Source organism: Adlercreutzia sp. ZJ242 (assembly GCF_011038995.1).
Lineage (GTDB): Bacteria > Actinomycetota > Coriobacteriia > Coriobacteriales > Eggerthellaceae > CAAEEV01.
This window is the reverse complement of the sequence record NZ_JAAKEE010000002.1, coordinates 83,786-98,680: the sequence shown is the minus strand read 5'-3', so window position 1 is coordinate 98,680 and position 14,895 is coordinate 83,786. Positions and strand designations below refer to the sequence as shown.

Annotated in this window: 13 protein-coding genes; 10 read left to right on the top strand and 3 right to left on the bottom strand. The window is 66.8% G+C overall.

Translation table 11 applies throughout. The features are described from left to right. Positions 1-54 precede the first annotated feature (54 nt). From G7Y49_RS01220 to G7Y49_RS01200, 5 genes are all read left to right on the top strand, one after another. Positions 55-357, top strand: coding sequence for a thiamine-binding protein (locus tag G7Y49_RS01220; protein WP_165170429.1), 303 nt, complete (start codon positions 55-57; stop codon positions 355-357). Then, positions 354-1,133, top strand: coding sequence for an ABC transporter permease (locus G7Y49_RS01215; protein ID WP_165170427.1), 780 nt, complete (start codon positions 354-356; stop codon positions 1,131-1,133). The genes G7Y49_RS01220 and G7Y49_RS01215 overlap by 4 nt, the downstream gene beginning before the upstream one ends. Beyond that, the gene (locus G7Y49_RS01210) at positions 1,130-2,185 is read left to right on the top strand and encodes an ABC transporter substrate-binding protein (RefSeq protein WP_165170425.1); all 1,056 of its coding nucleotides are present in this window, start codon (positions 1,130-1,132) and stop codon (positions 2,183-2,185) included. Before G7Y49_RS01215 ends, G7Y49_RS01210 begins: the two co-directional genes overlap by 4 nt. Further along, positions 2,185-2,934 carry an ABC transporter ATP-binding protein gene (locus G7Y49_RS01205; protein ID WP_165170423.1) on the top strand — a complete coding sequence of 250 codons (750 nt, stop codon included), beginning with the start codon at positions 2,185-2,187 and terminating at the stop codon, positions 2,932-2,934. The genes G7Y49_RS01210 and G7Y49_RS01205 overlap by 1 nt, the downstream gene beginning before the upstream one ends. Before the next feature lie 121 nt (positions 2,935-3,055). After that, a complete protein-coding gene (locus G7Y49_RS01200) occupies positions 3,056-4,087 on the top strand; it encodes a hypothetical protein (RefSeq protein WP_165170421.1) in 1,032 nt (343 codons plus the stop codon). Between the two features lie 208 nt (positions 4,088-4,295). Here the strand turns inward: G7Y49_RS01200 and gdhA are convergent, their stop codons facing one another. After that, positions 4,296-5,627 (bottom strand): NADP-specific glutamate dehydrogenase, encoded by a 1,332-nt coding sequence (gdhA, locus tag G7Y49_RS01195; RefSeq protein ID WP_165170419.1) that lies wholly within the window; start codon positions 5,625-5,627, stop codon positions 4,296-4,298. 1,107 nt (positions 5,628-6,734) lie between these two features. On the opposite strand from gdhA, the gene G7Y49_RS01190 reads away from it, so the two are divergent. The 3 genes from G7Y49_RS01190 to G7Y49_RS01180 all read left to right on the top strand — a co-directional run bounded on the left by G7Y49_RS01190 (position 6,735) and on the right by G7Y49_RS01180 (position 9,264). Then, positions 6,735-7,253 (top strand): hypothetical protein, encoded by a 519-nt coding sequence (locus G7Y49_RS01190; RefSeq protein WP_165170417.1) that lies wholly within the window; start codon positions 6,735-6,737, stop codon positions 7,251-7,253. An 846-nt stretch (positions 7,254-8,099) separates the two neighbouring features. Beyond that, positions 8,100-8,609: a helix-turn-helix domain-containing protein gene (locus G7Y49_RS01185; RefSeq protein ID WP_165170415.1), complete on the top strand. Its 510-nt coding sequence runs from the start codon at positions 8,100-8,102 to the stop codon at positions 8,607-8,609. Between the two features lie 178 nt (positions 8,610-8,787). Next, positions 8,788-9,264, top strand: coding sequence for a YbhB/YbcL family Raf kinase inhibitor-like protein (locus G7Y49_RS01180; RefSeq protein ID WP_165170413.1), 477 nt, complete (start codon positions 8,788-8,790; stop codon positions 9,262-9,264). A gap of 122 nt (positions 9,265-9,386) precedes the next feature. On the opposite strand, the gene G7Y49_RS12170 is transcribed toward G7Y49_RS01180, so the two are convergent. After that, on the bottom strand, positions 9,387-11,063 hold the full coding sequence (locus tag G7Y49_RS12170; protein ID WP_165170411.1) for a DUF2130 domain-containing protein: 1,677 nt from the start codon (positions 11,061-11,063) through the stop codon (positions 9,387-9,389). 304 nt (positions 11,064-11,367) lie between these two features. Between G7Y49_RS12170 and G7Y49_RS01170 the strand changes: the two genes are divergently transcribed. Together G7Y49_RS01170 and G7Y49_RS01165 are read left to right on the top strand one after the other, a co-directional pair. Continuing rightward, a complete protein-coding gene (locus G7Y49_RS01170) occupies positions 11,368-12,375 on the top strand; it encodes an ion transporter (protein WP_165170409.1) in 1,008 nt (335 codons plus the stop codon). Next, on the top strand, positions 12,372-13,721 hold the full coding sequence (locus G7Y49_RS01165; RefSeq protein ID WP_165170407.1) for a chloride channel protein: 1,350 nt from the start codon (positions 12,372-12,374) through the stop codon (positions 13,719-13,721). The genes G7Y49_RS01170 and G7Y49_RS01165 overlap by 4 nt, the downstream gene beginning before the upstream one ends. Positions 13,722-13,784: 63 nt before the next feature. Here the strand turns inward: G7Y49_RS01165 and G7Y49_RS01160 are convergent, their stop codons facing one another. Next, complete coding sequence (locus tag G7Y49_RS01160) at positions 13,785-14,654, bottom strand: nitrilase-related carbon-nitrogen hydrolase (protein WP_165170405.1); 870 nt, start codon at positions 14,652-14,654, stop codon at positions 13,785-13,787. Positions 14,655-14,895 lie beyond the last annotated feature (241 nt).

The following is a 14,895-nucleotide window of genomic DNA, read 5'->3' as shown; positions in this document are numbered from 1 at the left end:
CCCCGCTTGCATTTCGCAGGCGGGGCCTTTGTATTCCGACCGTGAGGAGTTCTCATGCAAGCAAGCGTCGCCATCCAAGTGCTGCCCGCCACGCTCGACGATGACGAGGTGGTGCGCATCGTCGACGAGGTGATCGACTACATCAAGTCCACCGGCCTGTCCTGCTACGTGGGGCCGTTCGAGACCACCATCGAGGGGGATGACTACGACCAGCTGATGGACGTCCTGAAGGAGTGCCAGCACGTCGCCATCGCCGCCGGCGCCCCCAAGGTGTCCGCCTACATCAAGGTGGAGTGGAAGCCGGAGGGCGAAGTGCTCTCGATCGACCGCAAGGTCACGAAGCACCACCTCGCATGAGCTTGAGGCAGCTCGCGAGGAAGTACCTTCCGGCGACGATCGCGCTGCTGGCGCTGCTGGCGCTGTGGCAGGTGCTGGCCACGAGCGGGGCGGTGCCGAGCTACATGCTCCCCTCGCCGGGAGACGTGCTGGCGGTGTTCCCCCAGGACGGCGCGCTGCTCGCGCACCACACGCTGGTGACGCTCCAGGAGGCGGCTCTCGGCTTGGCGGCGGGCGTGGCGGCGGGCTTCGCGTTCGCGGTGCTCATGGACGCGTTCGGCACGCTGCGCCGCGCCGTCTACCCGCTGCTGGTCCTCAGCCAGACGGTCCCCGTGGTCGCCATCGCGCCGCTTCTCGTGCTGTGGCTGGGCTACGGCATCGCGCCGAAGGTGGTGCTCGTGGCCCTTGCGACGTTCTTCCCCGTGGCGGTCGGCCTGCTGCAGGGGTTCCAGTCGGTTGACCAGGACGAGGTGAGCCTGATGCGCTCCATGGGAGCCAGCCGCTGGCAGGTCTTCCGCTTCGTCAAGATCCCCGGCGCGCTGCCGGAGTTCTTCTCGGGCCTGCGCATCGCCGCCGCGTACGCGGTGGTGGGGGCGGTCATCAGCGAGTGGCTGGGCGGGTTCAGCGGGCTGGGCGTCTACATGACCCGTGTTCAGAAGGCGTTCGCCTTCGACAAGATGTTTGCCGTGATATTCGTGGTGTCGGCGATCTCGCTCGTGCTCATGCTGCTGGTGGGCCTCGTCGAGCGGCGCGCGATGCCGTGGCGTCACGTACATTCTGAAAAGGAGAAACGATGAAACGACCGAAGCACTTGAAGAGGGCGGCCCTCATCGCCGCCGCGGCGTGCGGGACCGTGCTGGCCCTGGCGCTCGTCGGCTGCGGCCAGGCGCCCCAGAGCTCGTCGGCCGCGTCCGGCGAGGGAGCAGGCGGGACCTCCCCGCAGGCGGAGAAGATCACGTTCGCGCTGGACTGGACGCCCAACACCAACCACACGGGCCTCTACGTGGCCGCCGCGAAGGGCTACTTCGCCGAGCAGGGGCTTGACGTCGAGGTGGTGCAGCCGCCCGACGGCGCGGCCGAGCCGCTGGTGGCCTCGGGGAAGGCCCAGTTCGGGGTGAGCTTCCAGGACACCCTGGCGCCGGCGCTCGTCGGTGACGACGCCATGCCCGTCACGGCGGTGGCGGCGATCGTCCAGCACAACACGTCCGGCATCCTCTCCCGGGCGGGCGAGGGGATGGACCGCCCGTGCGGCCTCGAGGGGCACAAGTACGCCACGTGGGAGATGCCGGTGGAGCAGGCGACGATCGCCCAGGTGATGAAGGACGACGGCGGGGACTTCTCCAAGGTGGAGCTGTACCCGGAGTCGGTGACCGACGAGGTCTCCGCGCTCCAGTCGAAGCAGGTGGACGCCATCTGGGTGTTCCGCGGATGGGGCGGCGTGGCCTGCGACGTGGCCGGCTTGGACACCGACTACTTCAACTTCGCCGACATCGACCCGGTGTTCGACTACTACACGCCGGTGGTCATCGGCAACGACGAGTTCCTTGAGCAGCATCCGGACGTGGCCAAGAAGTTCCTGGCGGCCTTGAAGAAGGGGTACGAGTTCGCCATCGACGACCCGGATGCGGCGGCGGACATCCTGATGGAGCAGGTGCCGGAGCTGGCGGGCTCCGAGGACCTCATCCGCGCGTCCCAGCGCTACCTGGCCGACCAGTACCGCGCGGACGCGGCGGCGTGGGGCGTCATCGACTCCGGCCGCTGGAGCGCCTTCTACCAGTGGCTGCTGGACAACCAGCTGATCGACGCCGCGCTCGACCCGACGTCCGGCTTCACCAACGAGTACCTGTAATGCCTGAGAGCACGTCGAAGCACCCCCTTCTGCACGTGCAGGACGTGGCCGTCTCCTTCGAGGGGCGCCCCGTGCTGCGCGGCGTGTCGCTCGCGCTGCGCCGCGGCGAGCTCGTGAGCCTTTTGGGCGCGAGCGGCGGCGGGAAGACCACGCTCTTCAACGTGATATCCGGCCTGCTGGCGCCTGACGCCGGGCGCGTGCTGCTGGACGGGCGGCCGATCGACGGCTCCACGGGGCACGTGAGCTACATGATGCAGAAGGACCTGCTGCTGGAGAGCATGCGGGTGGCGGACAACGTGGGCCTGCCGCTGCGGCTGCGCGGCGCCGCGAAGGCGGCGGCGCGGGCCGAGGCGGAGGCCCTCCTGCCCAGCTTCGGCCTCGCGGGCACCGGCGGCCTGTGGCCGTCCCAGCTGTCCGGCGGCATGCGCCAGCGGGCGGCGCTCGCCCGCACGTACCTCTTCTCGCGCGACGTGATGCTCCTCGACGAGCCCTTCTCGGCGCTCGACGCCATCACCAAGTCGGAGCTGCACGCGTGGTTCCTGGAGACGCAGCAGCGGCTGGGGCTCTCGGTGCTGTTCGTCACGCACGACGTCGACGAGGCGGTGCTGCTCTCCGACCGCGTGCTCGTGCTCTCCGACGGCCGCATCGCCGCCGACGTGGCCGTCAGGGGGCCTGCGGCGCGCACCCCCGACTTCGCCCTTACGCCCGAGTTCCTGGACTGCAAGCGCCAGGTGCGCGGGTTCCTCTGAGGCCAAGGGCGCCTGCCGCCCTTGGCCCCGTCACCTCCGCGATCCTCCTTCTCGGTTTCGCAATCGCAGGTCAGGGGCGTGTTCGCTGTTTGGCGGGCCTGATGCTCTATAATGGCCCATTATGCAAAAACGGACACGGGAGAAAATAGCGCTCGTCCTGTTCGTGCTGCTCGTCGCGTTCGCGGGGGCGGTGCTGACGAGCTACTTCACGACGGGTCGCTCGTGGAGCATCGCCGCGTCGTTCGTCGACGACACGATGGGGCGCATGGACGGCTACACGGCGATCGTGTACGCGGGCGTGGTCGAGCCCGAGCCTGACGAGGCCGCCGCTTCGGACCCCGAGCCCGCCGCGCCTGCCGACGCGGGCGAGGCGCCTGACGGCGCGGCTAACGTGACCTCTGGGAATCCCGAAGGCGCCGCTGATCCCGCGGCGGGCGATGGCGCCCCGGCTGATCCCGCGCCCGCCCCTGACCCCGCTGCAGGCGAGGCGCCTGACGCTGCGCCTGCCGACAATCCCGAATCCGCCGACTCCGGCTCAGCTGCGGCCGACGCGGGCGCAACCTCCGCTGATCCCGAAGGCTCTTCCATTCCCGTTCCCGACCCGCCCGGGTTCTCGATCGTGTTCCCCGACCGCAGCGCCGAGGGCTCCGCGAACGAGCCTCCCTCGGCTGCGGACAGCATCGGCTTGGGGATCCTGTCGATCGTCCCGCGCCCCGTCGAGGAGGGCGAGGAGGCCGTGTACGCGTCGGACGTGTGCCGCCTGTACGAGGACAAGGGCGCGCATGCGCTCACGCTGAACGTCGCCGACGCCGACTCCTACGCTGACCTGCAGGTGTTCTACGTGAACGGCAAGCGCGTGGGCGTCTACTCCATCAGCGCGTACGCGAACAGGGTGCGCCTCAAGCGCTACCTCTCGTACTTCGACAGCCGCGACGTCGACGTGGTGGTGTGCCTGACGCCGCGCGCCTCCTACCTCGCCACCTACGAGGGTACCGACGTGGTCATCGTGACGACCGACTCCGAGGGGATCTCGGTCGACGGCGAGACGCACGACGGCACGCTCGTCACCCGCTCGCCGGAGAAGGGGCAGGTCGGCGTCGTTCTGCTCAGCTCCAACAACGTCCCCTCGGCGCGCGTGATAACCTCGCTGTAAGAGGGCGTGCCGGCCACCTGCGCCGAGTGCGCGCCCGCGCGGGCCCGAGCGCTCCCACCCGCGGGCCCGAGCGCTCCCTCCCACGCGCAGGCGCGCTGCGCTGGGAGCAGAATGCATGAGAAAGCCCCCGTCTCGTGACCGAGGCGGGGGCTCATGCCTGCGCGGGCGGGGGCACCTGCGCAGCGGCATGCGATGCGGAAGCGGGGATTTACACGATGCCCTGGGCCATCATGGCGGCGGCGACCTTCTCGAAGCCGGCGATGTTGGCGCCCATCACGTAGTTGCCCTCATGCCCGTAGCGCTTCGCGGCGTCGTCAGCGGCATGGTAGATGGAGACCATGATGCCCTTGAGCTTCGCGTCGACCTCCTCGAACGTCCAGGAGAGGCGCTCGGAGTTCTGCGACATCTCGAGGCCGGAGGTGGCCACGCCGCCGGCGTTCGCGGCCTTGCCGGGCAGGAACACCACGCCGGCTTCCTGCAGGTACTCGGTGGCGTCGAGCGTGGTGGGCATGTTCGCGCCCTCGGCCACGATCTTGCAGCCGTTGGCCACGAGGCGCTCGGCGTCCTCGAGCAGCAGCGTGTTCTGGCTCGCGCAGGGCAGCGCGATGTCGCAGGCCACGCTCCAGTCGTAGCGGCCCTCGTGGTAGACGACGCCCTCGCGGCGGGCGGCGTACTCGGAGATGCGGCCGCGCTCGACTTCCTTGATCTGCTGCACGAGCGCCACGTCGATGCCGTTGGCGTCGTAGATCCAGCCGGTGGAGTCAGACAGCGTGACCACCTTCGCGCCGAGCTGCTGGGCCTTCTGCGTGGCGTAGATGGCCACGTTGCCCGAGCCGTGCACCGTCACGGTCTTGCCCTCGAAGGAGTCGTCATGGCACTTGAGGTACTCCTCGACGATGTAGATGAGGCCGTAGCCGGTGGCCTCGGTGCGGGCGAGCGAGCCGCCGAAGGGGAGGCCCTTGCCGGTGAGGACGCCCTCGAAGCAGTTCTTCAGGCGCTTGTACTGGCCGAACATGAAGCCGATCTCGCGCGCGCCGGTGCCGATGTCGCCGGCCGGCACGTCGGTGTCAGCGCCGATGTGGCGCATGAGCTCGGTCATGAAGGACTGGCAGAAGCGCATGACCTCGGCGTCGGACTTGCCCTTCGGGTCGAAGTCGCTGCCGCCCTTGCCGCCGCCCATGGGCAGCGTGGTCAGGCTGTTCTTGAAGATCTGCTCGAAGCCGAGGAACTTGATGATGCCGAGGTTCACCGACGGGTGCAGGCGCAGACCGCCCTTGTAGGGGCCGATGGCGCTGTTGAACTGCACGCGGAAGCCGCGGTTGACCTGGACCTTGCCCTCGTCGTCAACCCAGGGGACGCGGAACATGATGACGCGCTCGGGCTCGACGATGCGCTCGAGGAGGCCGGCGGCCTCGTACTCGGGATGGGCCTCGATGACCGGCTCCAAGGACTGCAGGACCTCGGTGACGGCCTGAATGAACTCAGGCTGCTCGGCGTTCTTCGCCTTGACCTGCTCGATGACGTTCTCAACGTAACTCAATTCGGACCTCCTAGTGGATGATTGACCTCCCGCGAGCGCGTGTCGTGCGCTTGCGGGCTGCAAGCGCGGCATCCTTACGTTGCGCGGACGCCGCCATTATATGATCGCGCCTTTCCGCGTGGCGATCTTTTAATAAACCAGAAACAAAAAAACGTCATCTGCGCAGGCCGGCGGCGCCCAGGGCGCGCAGGCGGGGTCTCACGGCTCGGCGGCGCCCAGGGCGTGCAGGCGGAACCTCACGGCTCGGTGGCGCTTTTGGCCGCCACTCACTCGAAGCACCGACAACGCCCCTTTTCCATCCACCATTTTGGGAAGCTGGATGGAAAGCGCCCGTTGTCGGCGGTTCGAGCCCCTAAAACCACCGACAACGGCGCTTTCGCATCCACTTTCCCCGTGAAACCGCCGATAACGGCCTTGTTTCATCCAGGATCACCTGAGGGGTGGATGGGAATCTGCCGTTGTCGGTGGTTCGCCTCAGGGATCGCTTGGGAGGTGGATGGAAAAACGCCGTTGTCGGTAACGGCCTTATCTCATCCCAGATCGGCACGCCCGGCTCGCGGAATAGCCGAAAGAATTTGGAGTTGAACTCCAAATTCCACATCATGTTCTTCTTGTTGTTCACGCTTGAGCGCACCGTTGCCCTGCTAGAACTCGATGACGTGCGGTTTGATGACGGGTCGTGGCTCTCTGAAAACTTTTTGTCCTATAACCCGAAAACGAGACGGCCGGAGGCTTTGTACGCGCACAATGGCGGACACTCCCGGCTCTGTCATCGTCTATCCTACGATCATCCTCTCGAAAGCCAACGAATCACCGATGTATGGTCTTTAAAGCCTCCCTGCCTACTGAATATCATAGTCAGCCCAAGCTTTCCATGCTTAACGCCTATCAACATACTCAGTCGCCTTGTCATAAAGGATATGGGCTCGGAATTAATGTTTGTCATGCGAATGGATATAAAATGGATATACTAAGGATATACTAAGGATATACTAAGGATATACATAAAAAGATAGGAGTGATTTTGTGACGAAATCGACGGACAGGCGCGCGGGTATAGTTCGAGACGGACGCAGGGAGTCTTCGCGTAAAAAGGTGCTTTTTACGATGAGCACTGCCGAGGACATTGAGCTCTCTGGCTGGGCTGATCAGGATGGTGTTACCAAGTCCGCTCTGTTGCATGACATGATTGGTCGCGAGCGCAAAAGGCGAATACTTCAAGGACGATATGGAACGGAGATCGACATGATTGCAGGCTATACCGAAACATCTCTCCTAGGAGGCAAAATCTGGCGTGGCGATAATCTTGCAGGAACTGATGCCGGGTACACGCGCGTTAAGGAATTCATCGAGCGCTATTCGCACGATGATCGGACGCTCTCCATCTACAACGCGCTCGACGAGTCGACCGCGGAGATTAACTGTTCGGTCGAGGATATCCCAGAGATTGTGTCGTTCGTTTATAACCTTGAGCACGCTTATCCCATGACGTTCATCGGCGAAAGCCCATCGTCTAAGTCTTATGTGATCGGTATGACGCTTACACGCGGTCGCATCCAGACACCTGGTGTATATCGAGCTGAGAACGGTAGGCTCCACTCCGTGCTTCCGTCGAATCTGGCGTAAGGAGAGGCGATATGGGTTTACCGACTATCGATAGAGTCTTTATCTGCGGTGTTGAGCGGCGAAAGCATAGAGATCGTTCAATACGCCAACTCGACGAGCCCAGTCAAGGTACGTTGTAAAGCGTGTAACCATGAGTGGGAGGAGACGTACCCCCGCATCAGGGCTGGTAAGTGTATGTGTCCGACATGTCATCCCGAGCGGAGGACAAATCGTCCGACGGGCGCTCCAAAGCCGAAACGCGAGACGCTGACGCCCGAGCAGGCGCTGGCGAAGCGGGCGCGGCGATACGCAGAAAAGGTCGCAGTGCGCAGTGGCGGAAAAATCGAGGTGGATGCTTCGAGCTATGTCGGTGGAAAGGATCCTGTTCGTGTAAGGTGTTTGAACTGCAGGCACATGTGGACGCCACGCACCGACCGTTTGCTAGCGAGGCCGTATTGTCCGAAGTGCACGAAGGCTCATTAATAGCGCGAAGCCTTTTAAGTGATTCTATGGGCTGTCGTTTCTGAAGGCGGTTTCCGAGCAAGGTGCGGGCTTTGCGCCCAAGCGCTGCATGGAAGATGTTGAGGCGAGGAGAATTTTCGCTGCGCTTGACGCTGATGTCATGCAGGCGAAGTTGGAGGAGCGTGCTGCAGCCATTCCGATCGGCAAGGGCTGCTTGTCCTCTGCGAGTGCTAAAGCTGCGCCGAGACCCCAAGCACGGATAGCGGGCTCTGTTTCTGCTGTCTGGCTAATGAGGCGAAATCGAGAGATGTTAATGTGCGTTGCTTGCGGCAACGGGCGGTTTTGCCTTATAAGGGTGACAGCAGCTGCATCAACCGGAGAAGTCGGGAGAAAGAAGGCCGCCCCATGCTGAGCGAGAACATCAAGTCAATGAGAAGGTCGAGAGGGCTTTCCCAGCAAGAGCTTGCGGTGAAGCTGGACGTGGTTCGACAGACGGTGTCAAAGTGGGAGCAAGGGCTGTCGGTCCCTGACGCCGACCTGCTGATCTCGTTGGCGGAAGTGCTTGGGACGTCCGTGAGCACGCTGCTGGGGGAGCGCGTCGGAGAGCCGGAAGCCGATGGCATGAAGGCGCTTTCCGAGAAGCTGGAGGTGGTCAACCTGCAGCTTGCCCGGGGAAAGGTCAGGCGAAGGAGGGCTCTGCGGTGGCTTTTCGCGGCGCTCGTCGCAGCCACGGTGATGTTGTACGCGATCCTGTGTGCGCTGGAAAGCCCCTATCTGGGCTGGGATTACGGCGATCCCGAAACCGCCGTTCTCGGAGTGGGATTCCATGCGGCCGAGTGGCTGTTCGTCAGGGTGGCGCCGATTGTCCTCATCGGTGCGCTCGCTGGCTTTTTCCTGGTGCGTGAGAAAGAGTGAGCTGGCTGGCGGGTCATGGCTCGCTGGCGACCCCAGTTGGCTCGATCTCCCGCCGGCAAGTTCCGAAGAGGCAGCGGATGATATTAGGTTTGCACGCGGGGGAATGAATAACCGTGTAGAATTCTTGCAGGGAGCAGAGCGTGTCGGAGTTTTGCCGCGAAAGCGAGGGGGTTCAATCATGTACGAGCTAGAGGTGACGTCACCGCAGTTTGAGAACGAGGGATGGATGCCGGACAGCCTGGCCGGCTATGCTGAGGATAATTCTCCGGAGCTTATAGTAGGCGGTATTCCCGAGGGGGCCATGACCCTGGCTCTCGTGATGGACGATCTGGACCATCCGCTCGTGAAGGGGTTCAATCACTGGGTTGCATGGAACCTGCCGCCGAGCAGCAGGATTCCGGGATCAATACCTCGAGGCGCGACCATGGAAAACCCGATACGCATTGAGCAGGGGATAGGCTATGGAAAGCACGGGTACAGGGGGCCTAAGCCGCCGTTCAACTGGAACCACAGGTACAGGTTCACGGTGTATGCGCTGGATGCGCAGATCGACATAAGCGCTGACAGCAGAAAAGAAGAGCTGATGGAAGCGATTGAGAACCATGTTCTGGCGAGCGGCACGCTGATAGGGAAGTACCAGAGGCGCCACGCGTAGCAAGCGTGCTCGCGGAGGAGAGCGTGCGCTTGCCCGCTGACTCCGCGCGCGCGTGAGGCCCTGGGGGAGGCGGGCGGCAAGGACGCCGTCAACATGATCGAGCTCGCGTCGGGCAGGTTCCGCTACTCTTCAGCGTCCTCCACTTCGATGAGCTCGGCTTCCACGACCTCCTCCCACTCCTTCTCGGGGGCGTAGGGGGGCACCTCGCCAGCCTCCTTCGCCGCGCGCGCCTCGGCGAACTTCTCCTTCATCGTGGGGTTCTTGCGCGTAAGGCGCTTCACGGTGATGCCGGAGAGCTTGTCGTTGGCCAGGCGCAGGTTGTTGTCCGAGCTCGTGAGCTCGTCGCGGATCTTCTCGAGCTTCTTGATGGTGGCGTCGATGTCCTTGACGGCGGCTTGGAACTTGTTGCGCGCGAGCGTGCAGTTGCGGTCGAACTTGCCCTTGAAGTCCTCGAGCTGGTCCTCGAAGTAGGTGACGTCGACGTTCTGCTGGCGCACCTCGGCGAGCTCGCGGCGGTAGTCGAGCGAGCGCATCGCGGCGTTGCGGATGAGCGTGATGAGCGGGATGAAGAACTGCGGGCGGATCACGTACATCTTCTCGAAGCCCGACGAGTACGACACGTCGACGATGCCGGTGTTGTACAGGTCGCTGTCGCGCTCGAGCAGCGACACGAGCACGGCGTACTCGCAGCCCTTGGCGGTGCGGTCGCGGTGGAGCTTGGCGAAGTGGTCCTCGTTGCGCTTCTTGTGCGTGGAGTCGTCAGCCTCGTTCTTCATCTCGAACATGATGGAGACGATCTCGTTGCCGTCCTCGTCGCATTCGCGGTAGATGTAGTCGCCCTTCGAGCCGTCCTTCGCGTCGTTGTCCTTCTGGAAGTAGGCGGTCCTGAAGGCGGTGGCGCGCAGCTTGTTGAACTCGTTCTCGCAGAACTGCTCGAGGCTCTCGCCGATCATCTTCACCGACAGCTCGGCGCGCATGTGCTTGATGTTGTCGATCTCGCGGTCGCGCGCGTCGATCTGCTCCTGCATGAGCGCCTCGCGCGTGGCGAGCTCGGTCTGGTGCTGCGCCGCGATGCGCTCCTGGTCGAGCTTGCTGAGGTCGAGCTGCGACCTGAGCTCGGCGATGGCGCGCTCGGCGGCGCGGGACTGCTCGTCCCAGGCGCGCTCGGCGTCGCGCGCCTGCTCGTCGCGCTTCCGCTCGGCCGCCCGCGCCTCCTCGGCCGCGCGGGCGCGCTCCTTCTGCAGGGCGAGCTCGCGCTCGGCCTCGGCGCGATCGGCCTGGGAGGCGAGCTCGGCCTTGAGCGCGTCGATCTCGTGCTCGGCTTGCTGCAGGGCGAGCTTCGTCGCGGCCTCGGCGCGCTCGGCCTGCGTGGCGAGCAGCGCCTTGAGCGCGTCCCGCTCGCGCTCGGCCTCCTGCAGCGCGCGGGCCTGCGCGTCGGCGGCCTCGCGCGCGGCGAGCTCGACCTGGGCGCGCGCGGCCTCGCGCTGGGAGTCGAGCTGCGAGGAGAGCTTGGCGATCTCGGCGTCCTTCGCGGTGACGGCCTCGGCGAGCTTCGCCTGGGCGCGCACGGCGGCTTCGGAGAGCGCTGCCTCGGCGCGCGTGGCCGCCTCGGCGAGCTTTGCCTCGGCGCGGGCGGCGGCAGCCTCCTCGCGCGCCTTCGCGGCGGCTTCGACCTGCTTTCTCTGCGCGGCGATCTCGCGGGCGAACTCCTCGCTGCGCACCTGGCGCAGAAGCTCGGCGTAGCCGCTCTCGTCGACGACGAAGGTCTTTCCGCAGTGGGGACACTTGATCTCGCTCATGGGTCACGTCCTGTCGCTTTGGCTGTCTCGATCTGCCTATTATAGTGCGAAGCGGCGCGGTGATGTGCGAACGTGCGTGCCGTCGCGCGCCTTTTGCTTTACCATAAGGGGTTGTGACGAAAAGCAGGGGCTTGCGCGGGTTGGCGCAGCTCGGTGAGCCCGGCGGGCTTGCGCGCGCAGCGCACCGGCGGCCTGGCGCACCCGGTAAGCTCGGCGGGCTTGCGCGCTCGGTGAGCCCGGCGGCCTGGCGCGCCCAGCGCACCGGCGGGCCCCGGCGAGACGAGGGAGGGCGAAGGAGGTGCCCATGACGGCGAAGCAGTGGATCTACCTGGCGCTCGAGCGCCCCGAGGAGGCGAGCGCCGCGGGGCGCGCCCTGAGCTTCGCCCTGGTGGCGCTCATCGTGGCGAACGCGCTTCTGGTGGGCACGACGGGCCAGGTCCTCTCTCCGCTTGCGACGAGCGCCGTGGGCGTCGTCAGCCTCTGCTCGACCGGCGTGTTCGCGGTCGAGTACCTCTGCCGCGTGTGGGTGGCCGACAAGGTGCACCCCGAGTGCGCGCCGGCGCGGGCGCGGCTGCGCTACGTCTTCTCGGTCATGGGGATCGTCGACGTGCTGGCGTTTCTGCCGGCGCTCTTCGTGTGGCTCGCCCCCGAGTCGGTGGTGCTGACGGACGCGGTGCGCGTGATCCGCCTCGTGCGCCTCATCAAGGTCACGCGCTACATGCGCGGGCTGAAGTCGCTCTCGCGCGTGCTGGTCAAGCACCGACAGGAGATCGTGGCGTCGCTCATGGTCCTGGCGCTTCTGTGCATCGCGGCGAGCGTGCTCATGTACGAGGTCGAGCACACGGTGCAGCCCGACAAGTTCGACAGCGTGCTCACCGGGCTGTACTGGGCGATGACGACGGTGACCTCGACGGGCTACGGCGACCTGGTTCCCATCACGCCCGCGGGGAGGCTCATCGGGTTCGCCACCATGACGCTCTCCATCGCGGTGGTGGCGATACCCGCGGGCATCTTCTCGGCGGGCTTCGTGGCGGAGTTCCGCCAGGAGGACCGGCGCAAGGCGGACGCAGAGGACGCGCGTGCGGAAGCGGAGCGCGCAGCGGAAGCGAAGGGGCGCGCGAGCGAGGCCGGGAACGCAGGCGCGGCTGCGGCCGGGCATGCGGGCGAAGCCGCGGCCAGGAACGCGGGCGCGGGTGCGGAAGCGGAAGTCGAGCGCGCAGGCGCCGCGCCCGCAGCGACGCAACCATCTGAGGAAGGAGAGCGCGCGGACGCGGCGGCGCCGGCGCGTGCGGAGGGGGAGGAGCTCCCATGATGGGCAAGGCAGTGCGTTGGACGGTGTTCGTGGTGTGCGCGGTGGCGCTCGGCGCTGCGGCGGGCGCGTTCGCGTGGGCGTTCTTCTTCCTGATGAACCGCGGCATCGAGCTTATGTGGGGGACGCTGCCCGAGGCGCTGGGCTCCCCGGTGTGGTACCCGGTCGTGATGTGCGCGGCGGGCGGGCTGACCATCGGGCTGTTCGCGAAGCGGTTCGGCGACTACCCCGAGGGGCTCAACGAGGTGCTCGGCAAGGTCAAGCGCGACAGCCGCTACGAGTACGACCACATGGGCGCGTCGTTCTTCGGCGCGCTGCTGCCGCTTCTGTTCGGCGGGAGCATCGGGCCCGAGGCGGGGCTCACGGGCGTGATCGCGGGGCTGTGCACGTGGGTGGGCGACCGCCTGCGCTTCCTGGGCGCGGAGTTCCGCGAGCTGTCGTCGGTGGGCGTCTCGGCGGTGGTGAGCGCCATCTTCTCCGCGCCGCTGTTCGGCCTGGCGGTGCCGCTGGTGGGCAGCGCCGACGGGGCGTCCGACGCGCGCGGCGAGATGCAGCTGCGCGTGCCGCGCGCGACGAAGACGGCGGTGTACCTGTGCGCGGTGGCCGGCGCCCTCGGCATGATGATGCTGCTGGGCGACCTGTTCGGCACGGGCGGCGGCCTGCCTCGCTTCTCGGGGATCGAGGTGGGCGCCTACGAGCTGGCATGGGGCGTGCCGCTGGCGCTCGCGGGCGCGGCGGCGGGTGCGCTCTACCTCGCGAGCGGCGTGGTCGTGGGCGCCATCGCGCGGGCGATGGGCGACCGCCCGGTGGTGAAGGCGCTGGTAGCGGGCATCGCCCTGGGATGTGCGGGCATGTTTCTGCCCTTCGCGATGTTCGCGGGCGAGGAGCAGGCCATCGAGCTCGAGCAGATGTGGACGTCGCTCGGCGCGGGCGTGCTCATCGTCACGTGCCTCGTGAAGGTGGTGGCGACGCAGGTGTGCCTGGGCTTCGGCTGGCGCGGCGGGCACTTCTTCCCGATCATCTTCGCCGGCATCAGCCTCGGCTACGGCTTCGCGGCGCTCACCGGCGCCGACGCGGTGTTCTGCCTGTGCGCGTGCACGGCGGGCCTCCTCGGCTGCGTCATGCGCCAGCCGATCATGGTGGCGCTGCTGCTCTTCCTCTGCTTCCCGGTGAAGGGCGTGCTCGTGATGTTGGCGGCCGCGGCCATCGGCGCCGCCGTGCCCGTGCCGCGCTCGTGGCTGGGGGAGCAGGGCGCGAAGGGCGCCAAAGGCAAGCAGGACGCGGGCGCGCAGGCGGAAGGCGCTGAAGGCGAGCGTGCAGCGGACGCGCAGACAGAGGCGCGCGGCTGATCGGGGCGCGCCCGGCTCGGCGGCATCCTCGTGCGCGTGAGGCCGCGGTCTTTCCAATAGAGGCTAATAGAGGCTGGGGCGGCGGTGCTCGAGCACGGGCACGGCCTCGCGCGCCGCGCGCACGCGCGTGAGGTCGATGTCGGCCGTGAGGAGCAGGGGCGCCTTGCCGGGCGCCTCGGCGACGGTGGTGCCGAAGGGGTCAACCACGCGGCTGCACCCGATGCAGCGCTCGTCGGCGCGCGAGAGGCCTGCCACGTACATCTCGTTCTCGACGGCGCGCGCGGTGAGGAGCGCCGCCCACTGGTCGGCCTTGCGCGGGCCGTCCACCCATGCGGCGGGGAGTACGAACAGCTCGCACCCGGCGCAGGCGGCGGCGCGCATCACCTCGGGGAAGCGCAGGTCATAGCAGATGGCGAGCCCGAGCTTGCAGAACGGCGTGTCGATGGGATCGAACAGCCTCCCGCCCGCCGCCATGCGCTCCGACTCGCGGCAGTCGCCGGCGTCGAACAGGTGCGTCTTGCGGTAGAACCCGCGCCGCGCCCCCGCGCTGTCGACCACCACCGCCGTGTTGTAGGGGAGGTGCGCGCCGGCCGCCTCGGGCGCGTTGCCATGGGCCGCTGCTTCCGCCGTTTCGCCTCCTGCGGGCGCCTCGCCCGCGTCGACGCCGTCGGCGCGCTCGTTCATCGTGTAGATCATCCAGAGGCCGTGCGCGGCAGCGATGCGGCTCATCTTGCGGGCGAAGGCGCCGTCGAGCGGCTCGGCCGAGGCGAGGAAGTCCTCGCGCGTCTTCTCGAACGGCGTCATGAGGCACTCGGGGAAGGCGAGCAGGTCGACGCCGGCTGCCTGCGCGTCGCGGGCGCAGCGCTCCACGAGCGCGACCACGTCGCCGTCGGCGGGGTGCGTGCACTGGGCGAGCCCGAGTCGAAACGTCATGGGGAGCCTCCTCTTCGCGGTGCGCGGTCTGCGTGTTCGGGTGCGCGCGGCGGTCTGCGCGGCGCGCGGCGTGCGGTCTTGGGCCCATGGTAGCGCATGCGGCGCGAGCGCAGCGCCGTCCTTCGGGGAGCGATGCGCGCTGGCAGCGCGTCGGCACGCGGGAAGTGGTGCTGTTCGCCATGCTCGTGATCGTGAGCCCGGGCAGCCTCGAGGGCGCAGAGTCGCGTGCCCGCCTGGTGCG